At 63.3% G+C, this 22,906-nt stretch carries 18 protein-coding genes, 1 tRNA gene and 1 pseudogene; 8 read left to right on the top strand and 12 right to left on the bottom strand.

Translation table 11 applies throughout. The features are described from left to right. Positions 1 to 51: 51 nt before the first annotated feature. Entirely contained in the window at positions 52 to 1,638 is a 1,587-nt protein-coding gene (locus AOT83_RS18835; RefSeq protein ID WP_057964131.1) for an ATP-binding cassette domain-containing protein, read from the bottom strand. A gap of 188 nt (positions 1,639 to 1,826) precedes the next feature. On the opposite strand from AOT83_RS18835, the gene AOT83_RS18830 reads away from it, so the two are divergent. Beyond that, the gene (locus AOT83_RS18830; RefSeq protein ID WP_057964064.1) at positions 1,827 to 2,774 is read left to right on the top strand and encodes a hypothetical protein; all 948 of its coding nucleotides are present in this window, start codon (positions 1,827 to 1,829) and stop codon (positions 2,772 to 2,774) included. Positions 2,775 to 2,776: 2 nt separating this feature from the next. On the opposite strand, the gene AOT83_RS18825 is transcribed toward AOT83_RS18830, so the two are convergent. Together AOT83_RS18825 and AOT83_RS18820 are read right to left on the bottom strand one after the other, a co-directional pair. Next, positions 2,777 to 3,478 (bottom strand): hypothetical protein, encoded by a 702-nt coding sequence (locus AOT83_RS18825; protein ID WP_057964065.1) that lies wholly within the window; start codon positions 3,476 to 3,478, stop codon positions 2,777 to 2,779. A 113-nt stretch (positions 3,479 to 3,591) separates the two neighbouring features. Then, complete coding sequence (locus AOT83_RS18820; RefSeq protein ID WP_109394629.1) at positions 3,592 to 4,260, bottom strand: M15 family metallopeptidase; 669 nt, start codon at positions 4,258 to 4,260, stop codon at positions 3,592 to 3,594. Positions 4,261 to 4,321: 61 nt separating this feature from the next. Here AOT83_RS18820 and AOT83_RS18815 point away from each other — a divergent pair, with 61 nt between their 5' ends. The 3 genes from AOT83_RS18815 to AOT83_RS18805 all read left to right on the top strand — a co-directional run bounded on the left by AOT83_RS18815 (position 4,322) and on the right by AOT83_RS18805 (position 6,774). Then, positions 4,322 to 5,353 (top strand): catalase family peroxidase, encoded by a 1,032-nt coding sequence (locus tag AOT83_RS18815; RefSeq protein ID WP_057964066.1) that lies wholly within the window; start codon positions 4,322 to 4,324, stop codon positions 5,351 to 5,353. Next, the gene (locus AOT83_RS18810) at positions 5,353 to 5,883 is read left to right on the top strand and encodes a cytochrome b/b6 domain-containing protein (RefSeq protein ID WP_057964067.1); all 531 of its coding nucleotides are present in this window, start codon (positions 5,353 to 5,355) and stop codon (positions 5,881 to 5,883) included. The genes AOT83_RS18815 and AOT83_RS18810 overlap by 1 nt, the downstream gene beginning before the upstream one ends. Before the next feature lie 66 nt (positions 5,884 to 5,949). Next, positions 5,950 to 6,774 (top strand): glycoside hydrolase family 16 protein, encoded by an 825-nt coding sequence (locus tag AOT83_RS18805; protein WP_030095263.1) that lies wholly within the window; start codon positions 5,950 to 5,952, stop codon positions 6,772 to 6,774. 7 nt (positions 6,775 to 6,781) lie between these two features. On the opposite strand, the gene AOT83_RS18800 is transcribed toward AOT83_RS18805, so the two are convergent. Next, complete coding sequence (locus AOT83_RS18800; protein WP_057964068.1) at positions 6,782 to 7,552, bottom strand: S1/P1 nuclease; 771 nt, start codon at positions 7,550 to 7,552, stop codon at positions 6,782 to 6,784. A gap of 124 nt (positions 7,553 to 7,676) precedes the next feature. On the opposite strand from AOT83_RS18800, the gene AOT83_RS18795 reads away from it, so the two are divergent. Beyond that, on the top strand, positions 7,677 to 7,946 hold the full coding sequence (locus tag AOT83_RS18795; protein WP_057964133.1) for a hypothetical protein: 270 nt from the start codon (positions 7,677 to 7,679) through the stop codon (positions 7,944 to 7,946). Positions 7,947 to 7,950: 4 nt separating this feature from the next. Here the strand turns inward: AOT83_RS18795 and AOT83_RS18790 are convergent, their stop codons facing one another. After that, positions 7,951 to 10,311 carry an arylsulfatase gene (locus AOT83_RS18790; RefSeq protein ID WP_057964069.1) on the bottom strand — a complete coding sequence of 787 codons (2,361 nt, stop codon included), beginning with the start codon at positions 10,309 to 10,311 and terminating at the stop codon, positions 7,951 to 7,953. A gap of 174 nt (positions 10,312 to 10,485) precedes the next feature. Between AOT83_RS18790 and AOT83_RS18785 the strand changes: the two genes are divergently transcribed. Beyond that, positions 10,486 to 11,304: an RsiV family protein gene (locus AOT83_RS18785; RefSeq protein WP_057964070.1), complete on the top strand. Its 819-nt coding sequence runs from the start codon at positions 10,486 to 10,488 to the stop codon at positions 11,302 to 11,304. A gap of 149 nt (positions 11,305 to 11,453) precedes the next feature. Here AOT83_RS18785 and AOT83_RS18780 read toward each other — a convergent pair. After that, positions 11,454 to 11,928, bottom strand: a pseudogene (locus AOT83_RS18780) (hypothetical protein). Between the two features lie 190 nt (positions 11,929 to 12,118). On the opposite strand from AOT83_RS18780, the gene AOT83_RS18775 reads away from it, so the two are divergent. Next, positions 12,119 to 15,790: a hypothetical protein gene (locus AOT83_RS18775; RefSeq protein ID WP_057979776.1), complete on the top strand. Its 3,672-nt coding sequence runs from the start codon at positions 12,119 to 12,121 to the stop codon at positions 15,788 to 15,790. A gap of 460 nt (positions 15,791 to 16,250) precedes the next feature. On the opposite strand, the gene AOT83_RS18770 is transcribed toward AOT83_RS18775, so the two are convergent. From AOT83_RS18770 to AOT83_RS18745, 6 genes are all read right to left on the bottom strand, one after another. Next, positions 16,251 to 17,123 (bottom strand): hypothetical protein, encoded by an 873-nt coding sequence (locus tag AOT83_RS18770; RefSeq protein WP_057964072.1) that lies wholly within the window; start codon positions 17,121 to 17,123, stop codon positions 16,251 to 16,253. A 374-nt stretch (positions 17,124 to 17,497) separates the two neighbouring features. Further along, positions 17,498 to 17,571, bottom strand: a tRNA-Ile gene (locus AOT83_RS18765). Positions 17,572 to 17,621: 50 nt separating this feature from the next. Further along, positions 17,622 to 19,172, bottom strand: coding sequence for a DUF4173 domain-containing protein (locus AOT83_RS18760; RefSeq protein WP_057964073.1), 1,551 nt, complete (start codon positions 19,170 to 19,172; stop codon positions 17,622 to 17,624). Further along, positions 19,169 to 20,185, bottom strand: coding sequence for a HAMP domain-containing sensor histidine kinase (locus AOT83_RS18755; protein WP_057964074.1), 1,017 nt, complete (start codon positions 20,183 to 20,185; stop codon positions 19,169 to 19,171). The genes AOT83_RS18760 and AOT83_RS18755 overlap by 4 nt, the downstream gene beginning before the upstream one ends. Beyond that, positions 20,182 to 20,844: a response regulator transcription factor gene (locus AOT83_RS18750; protein WP_078343063.1), complete on the bottom strand. Its 663-nt coding sequence runs from the start codon at positions 20,842 to 20,844 to the stop codon at positions 20,182 to 20,184. Before AOT83_RS18750 ends, AOT83_RS18755 begins: the two co-directional genes overlap by 4 nt. 86 nt (positions 20,845 to 20,930) lie before the next feature. Next, the gene (locus AOT83_RS18745; protein ID WP_109394631.1) at positions 20,931 to 22,148 is read right to left on the bottom strand and encodes an oxygenase MpaB family protein; all 1,218 of its coding nucleotides are present in this window, start codon (positions 22,146 to 22,148) and stop codon (positions 20,931 to 20,933) included. 74 nt (positions 22,149 to 22,222) lie between these two features. Between AOT83_RS18745 and AOT83_RS18740 the strand changes: the two genes are divergently transcribed. Continuing rightward, on the top strand, positions 22,223 to 22,867 hold the full coding sequence (locus AOT83_RS18740; protein ID WP_057964077.1) for a TetR/AcrR family transcriptional regulator: 645 nt from the start codon (positions 22,223 to 22,225) through the stop codon (positions 22,865 to 22,867). The last annotated feature ends 39 nt before the right edge of the window (positions 22,868 to 22,906 follow it).

Below are 22,906 nucleotides of genomic sequence, written 5' to 3'. Positions count from 1 at the left end.
ATGACGAGCTCAGCGTGCGTGTGAAGTAACCCTGCGGACGTGCGTACCGCACTACCCGATTTCCGGTTCCGTCCTCCAGTCCGTCTGCACGGCACCGATGTCGTCGAGGAATCCAAGGTCGTGGCTGGCCACCACCAGGGCGCCCCGGTACTCCCCCAGCCCCGACACCAAGGCGTCGTAGGAGGCGAAGTCCAGGTTGTTGGTGGGTTCGTCGAGGAGCAGCAGCTGCGGCGCGGGGTCTGCCAGCAGCACCGCCGCCAGCGTCGCCCGGAACCGTTCACCACCGGACAGCGCACCCACCAGCCTGTCGGCGGTATTGCCGCGGAACAGAAATCGCGCCAGCCGTGCACGGACGGCATTCATGTCGGCATGCGGAGCGCGCAGCGCTACGTTGTCGGCGACACTGAGCGCATCATCGAGCAGGTCAAGGCGCTGCGGAAGTAAACCCAACGGAACATGCACCGTCACAGTGCCTTCGGCGGCCGGAATGGTTCCCGCAATGGTGTGCAGCAGCGTGCTCTTTCCCGAACCGTTGGGCCCCACCAACCCCACCCGCTGGGGCCCACGCAGATCCAGATGCGCGGCCACCCCATGGCGCAGTACCAGGTTGTCGGTGCTCAGGACCACGCGTCCGGCGGGCACATCGGTACCCGGCAGGTCGATACGGATGGAACGGTCGGCACGCAGCCGGGTCTGTGCCTCGTCCAGGTTCTCGCGGGCCTTGTCCAGCCGGTCGGTCTGGGTTTGTTTGAGCGCTGCCGCCGATTCCTGCGCGGCCCGCTTGCGCAGCCCCATCACGATCTTGGGTTCGCGCTTGTTGGCCTGCATCTTGGCGCCGTAGCGGCGCCGCTGCGCGATCACCCGTTCAGCCTCGGCCAGGTCGCGGCGCTCGCGGCGCACGTCCGCCTTGGCCGTCGAGATCGCTTGGGCGGCAGCCTCCTGTTCGGCGGTGATCGCGGCCGCGTAGTCGCTGTATCCGCCGCCGTACCAGGTGACGGTGCCCTCCCGCAGATCGCCGATGCGTTCCACGTGCTCCAGCAGTTCACGGTCGTGGCTGACCACCAGCAGCGTGCGCTGCCAGGACGACACCAGCTCGTACAGGTGCCGACGGGATTCGCCGTCGAGGTTGTTGGTGGGCTCGTCGAGCAGCAGAACGTCGGGGCGCCGCAACAGCAGCCGGGCCAGACCGAGCCGGATCACCTCACCACCGGACAGATCTCCGAGCGTGCGGTCCAGCACCGCCGCGGGTAGTCCGAGCCGGTCCAGCTCGGCGCGCACCCGCTCGGCCAGGTCCCAGTCATCGCCGACGGTGTCGAAGTCGGCCTGGTCAGTGGACCCGTTCTCGATGGACGCGATGGCCGTCAGCACCGGTGTCAGACCCAGCAGGTCGGGTACCGACTGGTCGGCGCGGATGGTGAGATCCTGTGGCAGATATCCGATATGGCCCGAGGTGTGGACCATCCCCGACGTCGGGGATAGCTCCTCCGCGATGAGCTTGAGCAGTGTGGACTTGCCGGAGCCGTTGACTCCGACCAGCCCGGAGCGGCCCGCCGGAACCAGCATGTCGAGTCCGTCGAGAACGACGGAACCGTCGGGATGTGTGTAGGTGAGAGCGTTCGAGGAGATGACAGCAGACATGGAGTGGACTTCCTGTGAGGTGGGGTCGCCGAAATCGCGCGAGGGCGCGTCGGCGTAATGCCAGACCTCACAGATCCATGTCATACCTTTCGTCGGGGACGAGGACGCCAGCCAGGTTAGGCGCAGCGGGCTTGGGCGGCAAGGGAATTTTCCTCCCAGGTCAGGGCCCTCGCGCGTAGCATGCTGCCATGCCGGCCGGTGCAGCGTCGGAGGAGCCAGCGCGTCAACCTGACGATGCGCCGGGAAAAGTTGATGCCCCGACTGCTGAGGACTCGCCGGATACGGTGTCGGTCCTTCGCCCCGTCATCGCCGTGATCACCACGGTGGGAACACCGTTGACGATGATCACCGCGCTGCTGCTGTATTTCGGTTGGGCGCGCAGCGACGCGCAGTCCCGGTGGATGGGCATCGAGGTGAGCCTGTTCCGATTCACCACCCAGGACTATGTGCTGCGCAGCATCAGCACCCTGTATCTGCCGATCCTGGCGTCGGCGGTCATCGGAATCGTCTGGCTGGCAGCGCATCGCGCGGTGACCGAGAAGATTGAGCGCGACGGCATGACCGACGCGATCCGGGTGATCTGCCGGGTGACCATGCTCGGCGGGCTGGGCATCGCCATCCTGGGCGTGGTGCTGCCCGCCTTCACGCGCTCCTGGGAACCCGGGACGGTGGTGTGGCCGCTGATGATCGCGATCGGCACGGCGCTGGCGGTGTACGGCAGACATTTGAGTCGCCGGGGGCAGGAAAGCGCGCGACCACGCAATGCCATTGCCCGTCCCCCGGATGTGCTGGAGGCCGTGCTCGTCGGCATTGTGATTGCGGCAGCGATGTTCTGGGCCGTGCAGGGATACGCCGACATCGTCGGGCGGGGGTATGCGCAGCGCTACGAAGCGTCGGTGTCGTCGCTGCCCCGGGCGACGGCGGTCAGCGAGAGCCCACTGGGTATCGATTCGCCCGTGGTGCGTACCGAGGAGATCATCACCGGACCCAAAACGCTGTACCGCACCACGGGATTACGGCTGCTGGCCGAGTCCGGGGGGCGGTTGTTCCTGATGACCGAGGGGTGGACCGTCCAGAACGGCAGCATCGTCGTGCTGGACGAGGACGATTCGGTGCACTGGCAGTTCTCGCACTGACCTCACCGCGTCGGTGTGGTGGTGGTTGCCGTGCTCGAGGTGGTCGTGGCTGACGTCGTGGTCGATGTTGTGGTGCTCGATGTCGTGGAACTGGTTGTGGAGGAATCGGTCTCGTCCGGGGGCACGAAGCTGTTGTTGTCCTTCGAACATGCCGTCCGGCCGTCGGTCTGCGGGTACGTCAGCTCGGGCTGGCGGCCCGGGTTCGCCTCGTGCCAGGCAAGGAGCTTGCTGACCATGGCCGCGATGGTGTCGTCGACACATTGGGCCGGTCCGATCTCGACACCCGCACCGCGCGCCGCGAAGGCCTTGGTCGCGACATCCCATTGGCTCTCTTCGCCGTTCACCGCGGCCCGGCATACCCCCACCGCGGCGTCGTAGAGGTTTCCTTCGGGTTTCTGAACGTTCTTGAGGCTGTCGCAGTCGTGTTTGAGGAAGTAGACGTAGACGTCCCAGCCCGGTGTCGGGAAGGCAGGGTCCTTGGGGCCGTAGGGCACCCACGCGAGCCCGTCGTCCTTGGGCGTCTTACCGGAGGTGGACGACCCACCGCCGCCGGTACTTTCGTGCGAACCGCCGCCGTCGTGGGTGATCGTCGTCTGATCGGTGACGGTCTGCGTCACGGTGCGGGTGACCGTCTCACCGGTGCCGCCGCAGGCAACCAGAACGGAACCCACGAACACTGCGAGAGGAATCGGCGATGCAGGCATGACAACCTCCCAGCGGGATCGTTCGATCCGAAAGGGAAATTACTCCGGTAGAGCGGTATCGCACCGGGTACTGGACTACTCAATTTCTCCCGAGTAGTGGAACGACCGTGTGGTCAGTTGACGGGAGCGTTGAGGAACGGGCGTCCCTCACCGGCTCCGGGCCCGTCGAAGTGCCACCACTCCCCCGAATACACCTGCAGGCCGCCCGCCTGCATGGCGCCGCGCAGGCGGGCACGGTTGGCCTGCTGATCGGCGCTCACCCCCTCGGTGGCGTAGGCCAGGGAACGCGGCGAGAAATCGTCGAATCCGGTGCCCATATCGACCAGGCCCCGCGCGTTGGCCAGGGTGACATCCACCGAACGTCCGGCCTCGTGGCTGCGAGCGTACTGGCCGGGCTTGGCAACCCAGTTCGGGTTGGGCACCACCTGGAACATGCGGACCTGCACCTCATGCGGGCGGTAACAGTCCCAGAAGACCAGCCTCTCGCCGTTGGCGCGCAGGGTGTCGGCGGCGGTCTTGAGGCCGGGTGCCATCGACTCGTGCACGAGGCAGCGGGCGTTGGCCGGGTACAGCTGCACGCCGGTGAAGTTGTTGGTGGTGGCGTAGCGCAGATCGACGATCGCGTCGGGGACGACGCTGCGCACGTCCAGCAGTCCGGCGGCGCGTGCGGCGTCACTCACGGGTGGGATGTCGGGGTCAGCGCTCGCGGGCGCGACCTGGCCGAGAGCACACCCGAGACCGAGTGCGGCGTATCCGAGACCGAGGATGAGGCGCTTCATCATCGTTTCATCATCGTTTCATTGTCCTCGGTGTGCTCTCAGATTCGCGTATTAGGCTCGTTTCGTGGTCGAACGCAAGCTGGACCGGCGCATGTTCGTGGGTCTGGTCGCCGCTGGCGCCGTCACCGTGACGGGACTGGGCGGCTTCCTGGCTCTGGAGGGTCGTGGCGGGCTGCGGCTGACCGGGCGCTCCTTCATCGACCTGTTCGAGGCGACTGGCGGAAAGTTCGTCGGGTATCGGCGCAATCACGCCAAAGCTCTTGCGGTGTCGGGCCGTTTCGAAAGCAACGGTGCGGGCGCCGAGGTCTCGTCGGCGTCGGTCTTCGTCGAGGGTGTGCATCCCGTCGTCGGACGGTTCTCGGTGGGCGGGCAGAACCCGCACCAGCCGGACACCGGGTCTGGACAGGCACTGGCCCTGGAGTTTTCGCTTCCCGGCGGTGAGCAGTGGCGCACCGCGATGGCGGCCGCGCCGGTGTTCATGGCGCCGACGCCCGAAATGTTCTACGGGCTGCTGGCGGCCCGGAGTTTAGGCAAGGACGCTGCGGCGGCATTTCTGCGGGATAACCCGCCTGCGGCAGCCGCGCAGAAGCTGATCGGGGCGGCGCCCAAGGCGTTGTCTTTTGAGACCGCCACCTACAACAGCCTCAACACGTTCATTCTCGTCAACAAGGACGGTGCCCGGATACCCGCACGGTGGCGGGTGATTCCCGACATAGATGAGTCCAGCGCCCCGGTGAAAAACGGACCCAATTGGATGTTCGAGGCGCTGGCCAACCGGGTGCGTCAGGGTGAGCTGCGATACCGGTTGGTGCTGCAGGTCGGTATGCCAGGTGTAGATCCGACGCACGACCCGACGCTGCCGTGGCCACCTGATCGTGAGCAGATCAACGTCGGAACCCTGGTCCTAGGGCACGCGATCCTCCAAGAGCAGGAACGCATTCGGGATACCAACTTCGATCCGACGGTGTTGCCCAACGGAATTGAGATATCCGATGATCCGATCCTCACGGCGCGCGCGGCCGTCTACGCGGAATCGTTCCGCCGCCGGGCGCGGGAGACTCCCGCGCCGGTGGAACAGTTCGGGCAGGACATGTGATGACTGAGTCCAGGGGTGTCGAGCGTTTCGGATTGGCGGCGCAGCTTCTGCATTGGCTGATGGCGGTTTCGATCATCACGATGTTGGTGCTGGGCGCCCTGCTCGTCGGATCGCTGGGCGACTATCCAATGGTGCTGGCCTGGCACAAGGCCGTCGGTGTGGTGGTGTTGGTGCTCGCGGTGCTGCGCGTCGGGAACCGGATCTGGCACAAGCCGCCGCCGATGTCCCTGGCGCAGCCCGAACGATTCATCGCGGCGGGTTCCGAGCTCGCGATGTACACGCTGTTCCTGGCGCAACCGGTGATCGGATGGGCGCTGGTATCGGCGTCTGGGGTTCCGGTGACGATCGCCGGACTGCATTTTCCGTCGATCGCGCCGACCAGCATCGGGTGGTACGGCGTGCTGTGCGAAGCACACGCGTGGGTGGCGTACGCGTTGCTCGCCTGCATAGTTGCCCACGTCAGCGCGGTGCTGTTTCACACGATCGGGTTGCGGGACGGATTACTCTCCAGAATGCTTCCACGCCACTAGCAGCCAAAATAGGCGGGGCTGCGTTCATCGGCGGGTTTCAACCATTATCGTTTCGGGGTGCCCGAAATGGATCGCCGTAAGTTGATACTGACCATGGGCTTCGGCATCGCCGCAGCCGCCCTGCCCCTCCCGACGGCTCAGGCCGACCCGGGACGTAGCCCGGCGGCGCCGCCCGATGCCCAGTCCAGTGGCTTTGTCTTCCGCGACGAGTTCGACGGTCCTGCCGGTTCGGCCCCCGATGGTTCCAAATGGGTGGCCGCGAAGTTCCGCGAGAAGATCAAGAACCCGGTGTTCTGGGACCGCCCCGAAAACATGGGCGAGTACCGCGACAGCCGCACCAACATCTTCCTCGACGGAAAATCCAACCTGGTGATCCGCGCGACCAAGGAAGGCAACAAGTACTTCAGCGGCAAGCTGCACGGCACCTTCCGCGGCAGCGTCGGCCACACCTTCGAGGCGCGCATCAAGTTCAACTGCCTGACCGACGGCGCGTGGCCGGCATGGTGGCTGCTGAACGACAACCCCGAGCGGGGCGGCGAGATCGACCTTGTGGAGTGGTACGGCAACCGTGACTGGCCCTCGGGCACCACGATCCACGCGCGCCTGGACGGCACCTCGTTCGAGACGCTGCCGATGCCGGTGGACAACAACTGGCACACCTGGCGCTGCACCTGGACCGACGCCGGGCTGTACTTCTGGATGGACTACCACGACGGCATGGAGCCGTACCTGACGGTCGACGCCAATTCCCTTGATGATTGGCCGTTTAACGACCCGGGCTACACCCTGCAGCCGATGCTGAACCTGGCGGTTTCCGGTTCCGGTGGTGGCGATCCGTCGGGTGGTTCCTACCCTGCAGAGATGCTCGTCGACTACGTGCGGGTCTGGTAGATCCGCTCTAACTCAGCGTCTCGTTGATCAAGCGCGCCAGGCGATCACCGGCCAGTCGCAGCTGCGCCTCGGCGATCGGCCGGTACTGGTTGGTGTAGTCGCTGCCGATGGTCGAGGTGTTCGGGTACACGCCGACGGCAATGTGGCAGGTGTCCTGCGCCCAGTCGACGGGATCGGTGCTGCCGAGATCGGGCGCGGGCAGTGCCTGGATCACCTGCGTGTACTGAGCGTCGTTGAGGCCGCGGGTATTCAATAATCCACTGTCCCACAACGAATGCAGGTTGGTGGAGCGGCCGCTGTAGGTCAGCGGAATGTCGTTGCCGCCGCGGTCGCGGGCGTAGGCGTCATGCATCGGCTGGTGGATGTCGCCAACGAAATGCACGACGAACTTCAGCGCCTCCTGGCGTTCGGCATCCGTTTTGGATGTGTCGCCCAGGATCGCCGTCTGGTTGCGGATGGCCTCGATGACGTTGTTGCCGTTGTCGCCATTGATCGCGGGCACGTACTGGCAGTTGTTCTCGGCGATATCGGCGTAGTGCCAGGGCGCGGTGTTGGGCCGGCTGGGACGCACCTGGTCGGCCCAGTTGGCCACGCCCGCGAGTGTCGGGGTGGCTTGTCCGGCCAGCAGGCGTGAGACCTCGGCGCGTGCGGCGGGCGTGAGCTGCGCATCGGCGACCGCGCCCACGATGCTGTGCCCTTGTGGACCCCACGCGGAAGCCAGCGGTGCGGTCACGAGCAGCAGCGCGGCGGCAACCACCAACGCGCCAAACTTTTTCATCACCCGTCCACGGTGACACAGTGTGGCCGCGATGGCGCAAGTAGACACCTACTCGTTCTGTGAGTTCACCGCTTCGTCAAGTTGTGGCTGCCCAGAGCGTGCGCTGGCGCGTAGCATCCGATTCGTGAGCATCTGGCGGCGTATCGATGGCAAGCACACCGGTGTTGGTCGTGACGAGCCTGTGGCCGAGTGCGGTCAGGAAGTCGCCGAGGCCGCCGCCGCGGCACCCGGCCCGATCTACATCTGGGATGGCACCACGCCCGAGGACCGGCAGGGCGGATTCGCGATCGACGAGTACCACCCCGGTTCGGCGGTGACCGCGCAGATCGTGATCGAGTCCGCGAAGAAGCCGCCGTTCGGTGAGTGGGAACAGCTCGCCGACTGGCCCGCCTAGCCCCTTAGTCCTTGGCGAAGGCGATCGCGAGTTTCTTCTCCAAATTTTCGTACGGCTCCCCGGAGATGTCGACGACCACCTGCGCGATGGAACCGCCGGTGAAGGCATAGGGCGCCTTGTAATCCGAGGACACCGCCGAGCCGCTGTTGCGCCCGATGGACAGGCTGGCACCGGCGAGACCGAATGTGCCCGGGTGGATTTCGACGGCGCTGAGCGAGCCGACGGCGTGTTCGTCGATGAAGAGGGTCACGTCGCCGAGCGGGGTGTGGCTGCCCGCGACGGTGCCGGTCTTGGCGAAGCGGGCCCCAACCACATGGGCGCCCAACGGCACTGCGCCGTCAGAGGAGACCTTCTGCTCCTTCTCCCCCATGAAGTTATAGATGTAGTGCAGTCGTCCGTCCTGGATGAACAGCACGTGCCCGCCGTGCGCGCCGCCCTGTTTGAAGATGACGCCCTCGGCCCCTGAGTCCACTGAGACTTCGGCGAGGATCGAGAAGGACTGTCCGCGAATATCGACGGCGGCACCGATGCCCAGTTCGGCGGTGTTCGGGTAGTAGGTGAAGGACTTGCGCTCCCCCACAAGGTAGGGCCGCCACCGGGTGAGGGTCTCCAGGATGTTCAGGTCGGCCAGCGGCAGGCCGTTGTACTTGGCGGCCTCGTCGAACCAGAGTTGTTTGAGCTCTTCGAGTTTCTCCGGGTGCGCGTCGGCGAGGTCGTGGCATTGGCTGCGGTCGAATTCGATGTGGAACAGCTCCCAGCGGTCCTTATCGAAGTGCGACCAGCCCGAGGGTGTGGCGGCATGCACGGTGTTGGCGAACCAGCCCTTGTGCCAAATGCCACGGGTGCCCAGCATCGTGTAGAACTGTGTGTCCTTGCCGGTGTCGGCGGCCGGATCTTTCAGCGCCGCTGTAAAACTGATGCCGTCGAGCGGTTTCTGGGCGATGCCCTTCACGGTGTCGGGCGGGGTGATGCCCAGCAGGTCGTAAATGGTCGGGGTGATGTCGCTGACATTGACGTAAGTGTCGCGGACCTCACCGTGCGCGGGGATGCCGTTGGGCCAGCTGATGATTGCGGTGTCGGCGATCCCACCCTCATGCGAGGCGTAGCGCTTGTACAGCTTGTACGGGGTGTTGAACGCCATCGCCCACCCGATTGGGTAGTGGTTGTAGGTTTCGGTGCCGCCGAGGTTGTCATAGAAGCGCAGGCTCTCCTCGACGGTGTCGATGTAGCCGTTGAAGAACTTCACCTCGTTGACCGAACCGTTGGGGCCGCCCTCGCCACTGGCCCCGTTGTCGGAGATCACCACGATGATGGTGTTGTCGAGCTGGCTCGATTCCTCCAGGTAGTCCAGGACGCGGCCGATCTGGTCGTCGGTGTAGCTCAGGAATCCGGCGAACACCTCGGCCATGCGCGAGAAGAGGCGCTTCTCCTCATCGTTCAGCGAGTCCCAGGGGCGCACGGTGTCTTGCAATGGCCAGGGTTCACCGTTGGGGCCCTTGACGTCCAGATACGGGTTGAAGGGCGACAATTCGGTGTCCGGCGGGACGATGCCGAGCTTCTTCTGGTTCTCCAAGACGATCTCGCGGTACAGCTCGTAGCCCATGTCGAACTTGCCGGCGTACTTGTCGGCCCAGTCCTTGAAGACGTGGTGCGGGGCGTGTCCGGCGCCGGGGCACACGTAGGAGAACCAGGGCTTGTCGGGGGCGATCACCTTGGCGTCGCGGATGAATTCGATGGTCTTGTCGGCGATGTCCTTGGACAGGTGGTAGCCCTCTTCTGGGGTGGCGGGCGGCTCGACCGGGTGGTTGTCGTAGACCAAGTCGGGGTACCACTGGTCGGTCTCGCCGCCCATGAATCCGTAGAACCGCTCGAAGCCGCGCGAGAGCGGCCAATGCCGTTTGGTGGCGGCGAGATTCGACTCTTCCAGCGGGGTCAGATGCCACTTGCCGACGCAGTAGGTGTTCCAGCCCTTTTCGGCGAGTACTTCGGAGAGCAGTGCGGTGTCGAACGGGATGCGGCCGCTGCAGTTCGGGAAGCCGTCGGTGAACTCCTCGATGGTGGCCATGCCAACGGTGGTGGCGTTACGGCCGGTGAGCAGTGAGGCGCGGGTGGGCGAGCACAGCGCGGTGGTGTGGAACTGCGAGAGGCGCACACCGCGCTCGGCGATGCGGCTCATGGCGGGCATCTGAACCAGCCCGCCGAAGCAGTCCCAGGTGGCGATGCCGGTGTCATCCCAGACGAGATACAGGACGTTGGGTGCGCCTTCGGGTGCGGCGGGTGCGGCGTAGGGGGTCCAGTCCGGTTCGGAATCCCTTATGTCCAGGGCGATTTTGCCGTTGAATCCGGATTCGGGTGATCCCGTCATGGCTACTCCCTCGTAGGGGTTCAAGATCCAAGGACGCAGTGATCGTAACGACGTGACGGGGGCGCTGAGAGGGCTTCCACCTGATTATCAGGAGCTTCAAAGGTGCAGGTCGGTTCGGTGCCTCAGTTCTGCGGTCCGGGCACTTGGTTCACCGTGCGAAGTTAGAGTGCAGGCGTGCCCTACTTATCCATACGCTCGGTAAGCGCGTCCGTACTGGCCACGGCTGCCGCCATCTTCGGTTTTTCTGGCGTAGCGGGGGCAGCGCCACACGACTACTGCGCCGACCTGAAGGGCAATAACACCGGCACCACGTGTGAGATCCGCCTCTCAGACCCCGGGTACAGCGTCGACATCACCATTCCGCTGAACTACCCGGAACAGAAGCCGATCGCCGAATACGTCGCCAAGACGCGCGACACATTCCTCAACACGGCCAAGTCCAATACCGCCCGCAGCACGCCGTATCAGCTGAGCATCAAACCGACCGCATACACCTCGGCGATTCCCCCGCGCGGCACACAGACCGTGGTGTTCAAGATCTACCAAAACACCGGCAGCGCGCAGACGACGTTCAAGGCATACAACTGGGATCAGAGCTATCGAAAGCCGATCCTCTACACGGTCGCGCAGGACGACAAGGAAAGTGCGCCGTTGTGGCGAGTGGACGATCCGCTAAAGACCGTGGCGCCGATCGTTCAGGCTCAACTACAGCAGCAGCTGGCACCGCCGCCGGTCGCGACTCCCACGCCGACGACGACCTCGGGACAGCCGACTACCACCACCTCGGCTACGACTTCCACTACGACGCCACCTCCCCCGCCGCCGCTGCCGTTCTCGCCCGCGTCGCTGTACAACCCTTCGAACTACCAGAATTTCGCGGTGCTCAACGACGGGGTGATGTTCTTCTTCGACCAGGGCGCGATATTGCCCGACTCATACGGGGCGTTGCAGGTGCTGGTGCCCCGGTCCGCGATCGACCCGATGATCGCGTAGGGCTTCACGGCGTGCGCCTAGTACAGCGCATGCTCGGGCGTCCTAACCCTTCAGGGCCTTGTCAGCGGCGACACACACCTGGTGTGGCTTGGGCATATTAGGGTTCCGGGCTGTGCTACCCGCCACTCACTCCATCCACGTTTCGATCGTTACACCGGCAACGTCGGATGACACCAAGAGTAAAGCGCCGCAGCCTGTTTGGCTGCATAGACCATCACCGGCCTGGAGCCACGAGAGAGCACCGCGTGCGCTTCTTAGAGTTGATCTCGGGCGGGGCCCAACAGCTGGTAATTGATGGCTTCGGACCGCTTCGGGAACCGCGGGTGGTCCGGGCGGGTGATCGACGCCTCGAAAGCTGCCTCCGTGTTCGGCACCACCACGTCACCTGCGAAGTAGTCGTCGACCATCTCGTCTTCTGCGCATCTTCACCGCATAGCGCCGGTATCCCTCCGCTTGCCACCGCATCAAATCAATCAGCACCTGAAGGCTCGCGGCGTCCTGAGGCGAAATACCGTAGCCAGAAGCGTCGCCGAGAAATACGTCGAGCTGCCAGGCCGCCATGTCATACAAGCCCGCAGCAAGCTCCAGCCGCAGCGGATCCAGTTGTGGCTGGTACTTACTCAATCGCCTATGCCTTACCTGGTCGTCGTCGCGAGGCGCTCCAACGCACAGATATGAGCCGTCACGCGAAGCACTCACCGCTTGCGTCTATAGATCGTCAACGACCACCGAAGCCTTCCACTGGACCTGGGCAAGATAGAAACGCGGCGAAAGATTGGGTCTACTACCGGGCCGGGCCGATACGGTGACCATCGTGAATGCAGATCAAGCCGAGATCACCGGGCAGTCTGCTGCGCCGCCGCGACTGATGTCGCTGACGCCGGGCTACGACGAGCGCCACCACAGCATCTACCTGCGACACCTGAAAGATGCCGTAACAGGCACACAAAGTGCAACCATCACTAACATCGCACTGACTGGCAGTTACGGCATAGGCAAGAGCAGCATCCTTGAGAAGCTCGCCGCAGAGTTCGAAGACACGTCGGTGCAACTGTCGTTATCAACTTTGGGTGAAGATCCTCAGGATCCCGGCGACGCGTCGGCCGGAGCCCATCGTTCTGTGTCTATCACCAACCGCATTCAGAAAGAGATAGTCAAGCAACTGCTTTATCGTGAAACCCCGACAAGCGTGCGCGACTCACGGTTCCGACGAATTGGGCGATTCCGCTTTTGGTGTCAGCTTCCTGGAAGCGCCCTAATCGCGGCCCTGCTTGTACCGTTCATATATGTCCTTGGACTCGCCGACAGGTTTGTCCACTTCGCTGGAGCGACAATCGTTCCACGCGCACTAGCTTATCTTGCGGTATTTTGCTTCCTGACCGCAGTGGTGTCCTGCATACGGTATGTCACGCACAATCAGGTTCTTCTTGAGAAACTCGGGGCGGGCCCCGCGACAATTTCTTTATCGACCAACTCACAAAGTTACTTCGACCAGTACCTAGACGAGATCGTATATTTCTTTGAGGTATCGAAGTGCACTTTGGTAATTTTTGAAGACATCGACCGCTTCGATGAGCCTCGCGTATTCGAAACCCTAAGGGAACTAAACACAATTCTAAATAGTTCGAAACAACTCGCGGGCCGTCGAATTCGGTTCATTTACGCTATTAAGGATAGCATCTTTGAGCGTATAGAAACATCTCAGCAACCGACCGAACCGATGACCGCGCGTAGCGCTCTATCTCCACGTGCCAACCGGACCAAATTTTTCGATCTAGTCATTCCGGTAGTTCCCTTCATCACACACAGAAATGCTCGCGATTTGATGACGGAGACTATGGCTACCGACTCGGGCGTAAAGCGCGACCTCATAGACTTGGCGGCAAAACATATTACAGATATGCGCATGATCAAGAACATCCGCAACGAGTTTGTCGTCTTCAAGGAAAAACTCGGGCTGGACTCTACGCGACTGCCGGGGCTAACGAGCGATGCGCTATTCGCGCTTGTTCTCTATAAGAATGCGCACCTAGCCGACTTCGAATTGGTAAAAGAAGGCACCAGCCACCTTGATGATATCTACTTGGCGAGCCGCCAGCTCGTGGACGAAAACCTACGAAAGCTGAGGCGCGATGCTTTCGGATTGAGGCGCCGCCTCAGTCGAATCGATTCTGTTGAATCGAGGGCCGCCGCCTTAGGTGAGGCGTTGAAGCTGTACGTCAGTCGAGTCATCCGACATGCGAACTTGCCGGACTTGACTTGGGATCGAGTCGAACTGACTTACAGTGGCGCATCCATCTCAGACGCAGAACTTGTTTCAGCAAATTTCTGGCGGGAGCTCACCGCATCCGATTCCAGCACTGATCTAACGGCATCATTACCGTACGCGCCCGGCCAGTTGAGTTTCACCAAGTCGGACCTCCGCGAAGCGTTAGGCGATGACCTAGACGTGGAGCGTTGGCATGAAGTTGATGTGAAGGAATTGGAGACGAAACTCACGGAAATTGAAAGGAAAAGAGCGTTTCTTCGGAGCGCGGATATGCACGATCTCTATCGTCGACAGGACTTCAAGATGACGGTGGGTGAAGAGTCTCTGAGCTTCAAGCAACTCACGGAGATCCACCTACCCACTTCGCTGGCATCCGATCTTATGGCCAATGGCTACATAAGCCGCAACTTCACACTTTACGTCTCGGAGTACTACGGCGTTCACGTGAGTTTGGACGCGATGAACTACCTAATTCACTTCATCCAACCTGACATTGTCGACACTCATTACTCCCTTAGTCCGGCGGATGTGGAATCTGTGCTCCAAGAGGCGGGCAGCACTGTGCTGGGCGATCGGAGTATGTACAACATCAGCATTCTCGACCATCTCCTGGGGGCCCAGAGCGCCAAGTGTGACCGAATACTCGACAACCTGACCCGCTGGGGTGAAGCCGAGCAGGAGTTCGTCAGCGCATACGTAGCCGATGGAAAGCACGCTGGCGAGCTCTTTCGGCGGCTCAGTCAATCGTGGTCCGAGGTGTTTGCGGTGATCACCGCGCAGGACATCGACGATGACACGCGGCTTAAGCTATACGACGGTGCGTTCTCGGGCGCCAACCTTGATAACCAATACGACATAAGCCCCGACGTAAGGGAGTACCTTAGTCGGCAGTACGCGCAACTATCCGCGCTGACCTCGCCTATCGATGATGAGTTTGCCGAAGCCACGCTCGATGTCCTCAAGCGATTTGGCATCGTTCTTCCGAGCCTGATTGGCCTTGATCCACGTATAAGGCGAGGCGTCATCGACCGGCGCGCCTATGAACTGAGCGAACGAAACCTAGTGGCGGCGCTCGATGGTAATTCGAACTTGGCGCTGGATGTCATGCTGGATAGCAACGTCGAGGTGTACCGTCACGCTCTCGGTGACCTCGCAGGTTACGTCGCGATCGTCGATGAATCGCTGTCCACCCCACACACGATCTCCTCGTCCACTCATTTCGGCCAAATAGTTGCGGACGTGGCAGCCGCATCAATAGACGACGTCGAGGGCGTCGCCCAAAGATCCTCACCTGATTGCCGCGTAGCCGATTTATCCGATGTGCCGGAAGCAGCTTGGTCAGCCCTAGCAAGGTCGCGGCGAATCGCGCCGACATTCACCAATCTTCGTCGGTACACAGAGGTCTACGGGATCGACGAGAATCTTGCTGCCTTTCTGGCCGGTGTCGAACGCGTGGATGTGGCAGACGAAGACGCACAGTCGGAACGCCACAGCTGGGCGGTTCAGCTACTGAACGCATCTGCGGTGGTCCCTGAATCGCGGACGCGCGTTGAGTTAGTATCTAGCCTGAACCTCGACGAATACATAGATATCTCGGCCATAGAGCCAGAGAATGGTGATTTCTTCCCACTCTTACTCATGAAAGACGTGGTAGAGGATGTTCCAGAGGTCTACGCGGCCATGCAACCTCTAGCTTGGGAGTCTCGCGAGCAGTTCATTGCCGTGTCCAGCGAATTCACCAAATACGCGACAGCAGATCTTATTCCGGCACAAGACGTTGGTTCAATCATGCGCAGCGGCCGACTGAGCGACGCGGTAAAACGTGCCGTATTGACACTTCTACCAGGGATGAGCGACAGCCTAAGCGCGAGTGCCGCCAATGCAGTTTCTGGCTATGCGCTCGACATGGGTATTGCGATTCCCCTTGACGCCCTGAGCATCATCGCTAAATCGGGTGCTGATCCGGCACCCATCATCACGCTGCTGGGGCCGCACCTCGCATCGATAACCCTCGGGGCGTTGTCTGACCTCCTCCAGTCCATGGATTCCCCTTATTCCGCCCTTGCCGTGTCCAGCGGCGAAACTGTAACGGTTCCAACGTCGTTGGACATATCTGCGTTACTTCGGCGCCTTCGTTCATTGGGCCGTATCCGGAGTTACCGCAAACAACGCTTGGGTGCAGGAACTAATGTCAAACTGGCCGCAGACACGCCGTGAACGAGATGATGCTGGTGTTTCCGTTCAGACCGACAGCGTCTCGCCCACGCAGCAGGCAGCGCAGGTGAATAAGCCGTTCGACACTGACAGAGCACCATTGTGGAAGTAGTACTGCCTGAGACTATCGTCAGAGCTGGGATCAGCGCATATTCGAAAATGCAGCAGTTACCGCGAACGCCGCCAAAACGATTCGCCTGCGGTGGCACGGAGCAACGCATGAGTCTGCGACAGAGTGGAGTGACGGTCTCGCCGATAAACATTGCGGCCGGCGCAGGCTCCACCGTCTGCACACCAACCGTTCTGAAGGCGATCCGCCAACCCTCGCCGGGATGGCCGAGTGGGCAAGGTGCCATGGCCGCCGCCCGTCGACGAACGGCAATGGGCAGTGTTGGCCAAAGGTCGTCACTAGCTTAGTCGCTATCTGTGTCGAGCAACGATCTCGACCATCGAACAAGCGTAGCTAAGCACCCTGTTCGCGAATGGCTTCGCCAATAGCCAGCAACGCTCTGATATGGGCCACTTCGAGCGCCACTTCTTGCGTGAGTGGCGACGCCTCGCGCGGGCTGTCATCCTGCGGCCAGTGCTTGACCGGCTCGATCGCCCAGAGTCGACGAACCACTTCACTGTGGATGTGTCCCGCATTACCTGTTCCCGCCGCGGTCGGCCTGCGCCGCGCCTGTAGGTCGAGCGCTGAGGGGCTACCTTCCGATTGGCCAACCGAGAACAAGCCGCACTCAGCCGGTTCTAACGTCCCAAGGTCGATGTTCCTGACCCACCATCGCAACGCTTGATCTCGAAAGGCCACCTCGACCTTAACCAGAGAGAGTCCCATGCCCTCAAAGGCCGCCAACGCTTCCCAGTTACCCGGTTCTAGGAATGGGACATACAAGAGGCGGACGACCTGATCTCGCGCATCGCCGTGAGTCTGTTGGTCCCGTCGGCCTGGCAGCTCGCCCGTCAGTCGAATCTGTACATGCGCCAAGCCCTTCGACGCATTGATGAACCCTAGTCGAATTCCTGTGTACCCCACCGGGTTGTTGGGCGAACTTCCACTCTCAAGTCCACCGATTTTCCAGACAGTAATCAACTCGGCCTGTTGTCGTTGCTGCTGCGCGCGGTTGTCGAAAAAGACGACCAGCGCGATGACGAAAGCGGCGAATGTAGCGATGCTCCCAGCCGCACCGAACCACTCGGGCAGCGTCTTCGACACGGCGCGCCACCCCTGCGTGTGCAGCAACACTGCCTGAAAAATAGTGACAGTTGCTAGGGCGCCCGACAGCAGCCCGAACGTAACAGCGATCAAAACAGCATGCCGTATGAGCCATTTCTTCATAAGGCCGCAATCTACGTCAGCGTGTGCCGTGGACCGTATAGCGATAACTCGAGATGCACCGCACTCGCTGTGTTCATCCCTCAGCGTTTTCTGTGTGAGCCGGTCGAATCGCTCACGCGTAACCGCAGCGCGCGGGGGTCATAGGGCTCTGCTCGGTTGCACCGCGGACGAGACCGCCTTCGGCGGGCCTGAAAAATGGCCAGCTAAATCTCTAACGCGGAGTCGCTCGATAGAATGGCGCACCGTTCGAGACCGCTATATGACCCGCGGCCGGATCCATACCCAGGTAGCCGATCTGCTCGACCGAACCGTCGCCAAAAACGGTGAATAAATGGTGACCGATCACGATCGAGAGCCAAAACCAGCCTCTGAAGTAGGGCGGGCGGGGCTCGAACCCGCGACCAATGGATTATGAGTCCACGGCTCTAACCAACTGAGCTACCGCCCCTAGCAGCCCTGAACTCTATCCGATCGGCTGCCGCGTCCCTGAAACCCCGGTCACCTGTGGTCGTAATCCACGTTGCACGAGGTCTCCTTGACCTCGGCGACCCGCAGCTGTGCCCGGCTCACGTTGTACTCGTACCAGGGTGCCGTCGGCCGCAAGTGCTCCTTCATCCGCCCCTGCACGCAGACTCGCACATCCTCGGGCAGCGACTTCGTCGCCGCGAACGCGTCTGAGGACAGCGTGCCCATGTACCACTGGTCGATCTTCCCGGTCTGCTGGAAGAACTCGACATTGCGCTGCGCGATATAGCTTTCCGGGTTGAAGATTGCCAACCCGAGCATCCCGAATGAGCCGACCGCCACCACCGCGGTGGGCAGCCACCGCGCACTCATCCGAATCCCCGCCACGAGAATCAGCACCAACACGATGGCCATGCCCAGCTCGATCCAGCGCACCAGCAGCCGCTCCACACTGAACCCGTACGCCTTCTCGTACAGCGACATCCGGTGAATGGCCGACGCCACGATCACCAGGGTGGTCAGGCACAGCCCGCCGATCAGCACCCGCAGGTACAACCGGTCGCGGGCATCCTCGCGGCCCGCGACCCGGATCGCCACCGCGATCACTCCCATCACCAGAATGGTGACGAACAGCAGCTGCCAAAAGCCCTGGCGCGCATACTCCGCGTAGGTCAACCCCTCAGTGACCTGCACGTGCTCGTCTCCCCCGAACAACACCGAAATCTGCACGCCCACAAAAGCGATGAACAACAGATTCAGGGCGGCCAGCGGTAGGCTCCACTCCCAGCGCGGCAGCTTCTTGGGCTCCGTCGGCGCCAACCGATCAAAGCTCGGCGGCTTGGACAGCACGTAGATGGCTGCCAGCGCGAACCCGCCCACCAAGACACCCACGATGACGCGGCCGACCACATCGCCGAAGGACACGAACGGCAAGACCCCGCTGATCAACGCGTTGAACCGCGCGTCGGCATCGGCCAGCAGCGCTCCAAACGCTGCCACCAGGCCAACAGTCACCAACACCACGATGGCCGCCCGGTCCAGGTTGATCTTGTGGCCGCGCGACATCGCTCGCCTACCGCGGCGCATCCATCCCGCCACCCGGAAAGGCGTCCTCAGCATCACGAACTGCCCGTACACCAGCCCCGTCCAGGTCCGTGCCGGAGCCAGCGCATAGACGAACAACGCCAGCGAGGTCAGGACACTCAGGGCAACAAGCCATTCCGCATCCCGCACCGTCGGCACCACCGCCAGACACAGCGCCAGCGCCAGTGCGCCGATGCGCGTGGGCGTCCATTGCACCTTCTGGGTTGCGAAGGCGGCAAGCGCCACCGCGAACGCGGTCAGCGTCCAGCCCAGACCGGGAAGCGAGGAGCGCCAGCACAGGGCTGCGGCCAGCCCGGCCCCTAATCCGCCGAGTAGCGCACCCTGCGTCATCTTCGAGCGGATATCCCGGGGCCAGGCCGTCATAAACCGGGTCGGCGGACCGAAGATCGGTACCGGCGGGCGCGGCACAGGCGGCACTGGAGCCTCGGCCGGCGCCCCCGGAATCGGATATGGCGGCGGCACTATCGAACCTGTGGTCATGAATTCCCCTCCTCGTTGTCGAACTGCGGCAATGTGACTCGCACCCGGCAGCCGGGCGCGTCCACGATTTCGATACGGCCGCCATGTAGATCGACGGCCCACTGCGCGATGGCCAGCCCCAGACCGGTGCCGCCGTCGCGCGATCCCCCGTGGGTGAATCGTTCGAACACTCGTGATCTTTCGTACGGAGCGATGCCGGGCCCGGTGTCGGCGACCTCCAGCAGCAGCGCGTCATTCTCGGTGCGCGCGAACACCGACACCTGTCCCCCGGGCGGACTGTGCCGGGATGCGTTGTCCAGCAGGTTGGCCACCACCTGGTGCAGCCGCGCGGTATCGGCCACGGCCGCCAGATCGAATGGCTCGACCGTCACGTGATAGCGCACCTGGCGTCCCGTCGTCTTCGCCTCGGCCACCGCGCCATCGACGAACTCGCGCACCGCGAACGATTCGCGGTGCACCGGAACCGATCCGTTCTCGAGTTTGGACAGGTCAAGTAGGTCGTCCACGAGCCGGCCCAGTCGTTCGGTCTGCGCCAGTGCGGTTTTCAGCGTCGCCGGGTCCGGCTCGGCCACCCCGTCGACAATGTTCTCCAGTACCGCCTGCAGCGCCGTGATCGGCGTGCGCAGCTCGTGCGACACATTGCCCACCAGCTCACGCCGGTACCGCTCGGCGGACTGCAGTTCGGCGGCCATGTGATTGAAAGCCGTTGCCAGCTGGCCCACTTCATCACGGGAGGTCGAGCGAATCCGGCGCGAGTAGTCGCCCTGGGCCATCGAACGCGCCGCCGCCGTCATATCCCGCAGCGGCGAGGTCATTCCGTGCGCCAGAAACCATGTCACCCCGAACGACACGAACAACGCCAGCGTGAGCGCGTACCGCAGCTTCCATTCGGCGGTGATCCAGAGCAGGCAGGTGGCGATCAGCAGCGCCACCCCCACCAGCACCGCTGTCTTGAACTTGAAGGAGCGCAACGGATCCAGCGGACGCGGCAGCAGTTCCAGCAGTGGGCTCATCGTGGTACCTCCAACGCGTATCCGATGCCGTGCACGGTGCGGATCAGCTCCTGACCGAGCTTGCGGCGTAACGCCTTGATGTGGCTGTCCACGGTGCGCCGCCCCGACGGCAGCCCCTCGCTCCAGCCCCACACCTGATCGAGCAGACGGTCACGGCTGATCGCCACCCGTGGGTTATCGGCCAGATAGGCCAGCAGATCGAACTCGGTGCGCGTCAGGTGCACCTCGTCGTCCCGGTGATAGACGCGGCGCTCGGACACATCGATGCGTACCTGCCCGATCCGCACATCGGTGCTCGGCGGCGCGACCCGCTCGGCGCGGCGCAGCAGGGCCGCCACCCGGGCCACCAGCACCCGCATGCTGAACGGCTTGGGCAGGTAGTCGTCGGCACCCACTCCCAGGCCCACCAGCATGTCGGTTTCGGTGCCGCGCGCGGTGAGCATCAGCACCGGGATCGGCGCCTGCGCCTGCACCTGACGGCACACCTCCAGCCCGTCGAGCCCGGGCAGCATGACATCGAGCACCATCAGATCCGGCGGGTTCTCGCCGCAATGGCGCACCGCATCGAGGCCGTTGTCCTCGGTGTCTACCGCATACCCCTCGGCGCGCAGCCGCGCGGAAATGGACGCACAGATGGTCGGCTCGTCGTCGACAACCAAGATTCTTCGCTGGCTGGGCACATGAACAGGTTATTTGACGCTTGTGGGGATGGCTGGAACCTTTTGTGAAGGTTCTGTGGAGACCTCTAAGCAGCCACGGTGACGCGCGTGGCCGAGTGTCCGATGGCCGCCTCGTGCTCCCCCGTCATGGTGCGCAACATGGCCTTCTGCTCGCGGTATCCGCGTGCGGCGGTGCGTTCTTTTCCACCGGGCAGCGTCAGCGCCACGGCGGTGCGGGCCAGGTTGAACGGGATGCGCACCAGCGGATACCAGGGCAGCACATAGGCGGGCAGGCCCAACGCGCGCATGGCCTTGGGCCCCAGGAAACCGCTGGTGATCGACAGATGCTGGGCACGGGCGAAGCGGCGGCGCAGGCCGGGCAGTGTGCGGTAGTTCCAGGCCATCGGGTCCTGGGCCATCGGCTGCGCCAGCATCTTGGTCGATTCGTCGGGGGCCGAGAGCGCGGTCAGCGTGTGAAAGAGCACGCGGATGGCGTCGCGGAAGCTCAGCGGCAGCCATTCTTCTTCGACGCCCATCAACCAGCCGACATACCGCGTCAGGTGTGCCATGGCCTCCATATCCGAGGGCGTGGACACCATCCCCATGGCCAGCGCTCCGGCGGGCGGTGCGATGAGCGCGCCGACCAGGGTGGCCGCCATATCGGTCTGGTTGATCGGCAGGCCCCACTCCTCGGGGCGCCAATCGGGCATCGCCGAGACGTGCCGGCGCACGAAGGCGTGGATGAGCCGCACCCGGATGGTGGATTGGTAGCCAATCCCCAAGGGCCGCAGGCTGTCTTGCGCGATCACATCGAGCGCCCACTGCAGCGTCTCGGCGAAACGCGCATTCGAGCCCTTCTCCAGCGCACCGGTGCGCAGCAGGGTCTTGTTGAAACCCGAGAATTGATAGCCGCCGAGCAGCGCCACATCCCGTGCGATGTACATGCCGTCGGCGCCACCCATCCGGAAGGCCCGCTGACCCTGGCGCAGCTTGTCATCATCCACCCAGGCGGGGCGCTTCTCGACGCCACGAAAGAACTCGCGCAAGGGTTCTGGCGCCTCCGGCACGTTGTCGATGCCCTCGGCCAGCGCCCGGTCGAACAGCTGACGGGTGTGCTTGCCCTCCGCGGCCATCCACGCCACCAGGCGGTCCATCGGCGCGTCACCCTCGGTGAGGCACTCGCCCAGCCGATCCCACTGCCGCTGATTGGGCTTGGACAGCCCGAGCACCACGGCGAACGCCCGGATGGCGGCCGGTACCGAGCCGGGCTGGGCGGGATGGCGCGTCGGGATGGGCGTATTCACTCGGACACTCTCCTTTGAGCTCCATTTGGATAACATGCGTATTCCAAAACTATCCCGGCGGTAGGGTGCTGTCAATGAAGCGTGCAGAAGTGGTGCGCGACTACGGCGGTGTCAGCGCGGCGGACCGCCGCGATGAACGGCGCCGCAAGCTCGTGGCGGCCGGTCGCCGGATCTGGGGCGAGGGCAGCGTTTCCGATGTGACGGTGCGCGGGGTGTGCAGCGCCGCGGGATTGACCCCGCGCTATTTCTACGAGCACTTCACCAACCGCGAGGCCCTGATCTTCGCGATCGCCGACGACGTTCGGGATCAGCTGCTGGGGTCGCTGGTGTCCGTCAGCCTCGCCGACCCCGGGCCGCTGGCCGACAAGGTCCGCTCCGGCCTGACGGCGTTCCTCGACGCCGCGGCCGCCGATCCCCACATCCACCGCATCCTGACCGGAGACATCAGCAGCGTCCCCGGCCTCACCGAGCACCGCGTCCAGGTCATCGATGTGATCGCCGACCTCATCATCCGCTACGCCCCGGACATCCTCGGTGCCGAGACACCCGACCCGGCGGTGCTGCGCCGTGGCGCGCTGTTCCTCGTCGGCGGAGTCAACCGCATCATCGACGACTGGCTCCTCAACCCGGTCGAGACGACGGCGGAGCTGGCCGCCCAATGCACCGCGCTGTGCATGATCACGGTGGAGGGCGCCCTCAAGCTAGGTCCCACTACGTAGAACGTGTTCATACGCCCACGCGGCGTGAAGCGCCGTGCC

Origin of the sequence: Mycobacteroides sp. H001, from assembly GCF_001440005.1 — a bacterium.
Classification (GTDB): Bacteria; Actinomycetota; Actinomycetes; order Mycobacteriales; family Mycobacteriaceae; genus Mycobacterium; species Mycobacterium gwanakae.
This window is presented reverse-complemented; position numbering and strand designations above follow the sequence as displayed.

Bases quoted from the DNA above. Each gene is read 5' to 3' on its own strand.
- AOT83_RS18835 (WP_057964131.1), bottom strand. From the start codon at position 1,638: ATGTCTGCTGTCATCTCCTCGAACGCTCTCACCTACACACATCCCGAC.
- AOT83_RS18830 (WP_057964064.1), top strand. From the start codon at position 1,827: ATGCCGGCCGGTGCAGCGTCGGAGGAGCCAGCGCGTCAACCTGACGAT.
- AOT83_RS18825 (WP_057964065.1), bottom strand. From the start codon at position 3,478: ATGCCTGCATCGCCGATTCCTCTCGCAGTGTTCGTGGGTTCCGTTCTG.
- AOT83_RS18820 (WP_109394629.1), bottom strand. From the start codon at position 4,260: ATGATGAAGCGCCTCATCCTCGGTCTCGGATACGCCGCACTCGGTCTC.
- AOT83_RS18810 (WP_057964067.1), top strand. From the start codon at position 5,353: ATGACTGAGTCCAGGGGTGTCGAGCGTTTCGGATTGGCGGCGCAGCTT.
- AOT83_RS18805 (WP_030095263.1), top strand. From the start codon at position 5,950: ATGGATCGCCGTAAGTTGATACTGACCATGGGCTTCGGCATCGCCGCA.
- AOT83_RS18800 (WP_057964068.1), bottom strand. From the start codon at position 7,552: ATGAAAAAGTTTGGCGCGTTGGTGGTTGCCGCCGCGCTGCTGCTCGTG.
- AOT83_RS18790 (WP_057964069.1), bottom strand. From the start codon at position 10,311: ATGACGGGATCACCCGAATCCGGATTCAACGGCAAAATCGCCCTGGAC.
- AOT83_RS18770 (WP_057964072.1), bottom strand. From the start codon at position 17,123: ATGAAGAAATGGCTCATACGGCATGCTGTTTTGATCGCTGTTACGTTC.
- AOT83_RS18760 (WP_057964073.1), bottom strand. From the start codon at position 19,172: ATGACCACAGGTTCGATAGTGCCGCCGCCATATCCGATTCCGGGGGCG.
- AOT83_RS18755 (WP_057964074.1), bottom strand. From the start codon at position 20,185: ATGAGCCCACTGCTGGAACTGCTGCCGCGTCCGCTGGATCCGTTGCGC.
- AOT83_RS18740 (WP_057964077.1), top strand. From the start codon at position 22,223: ATGAAGCGTGCAGAAGTGGTGCGCGACTACGGCGGTGTCAGCGCGGCG.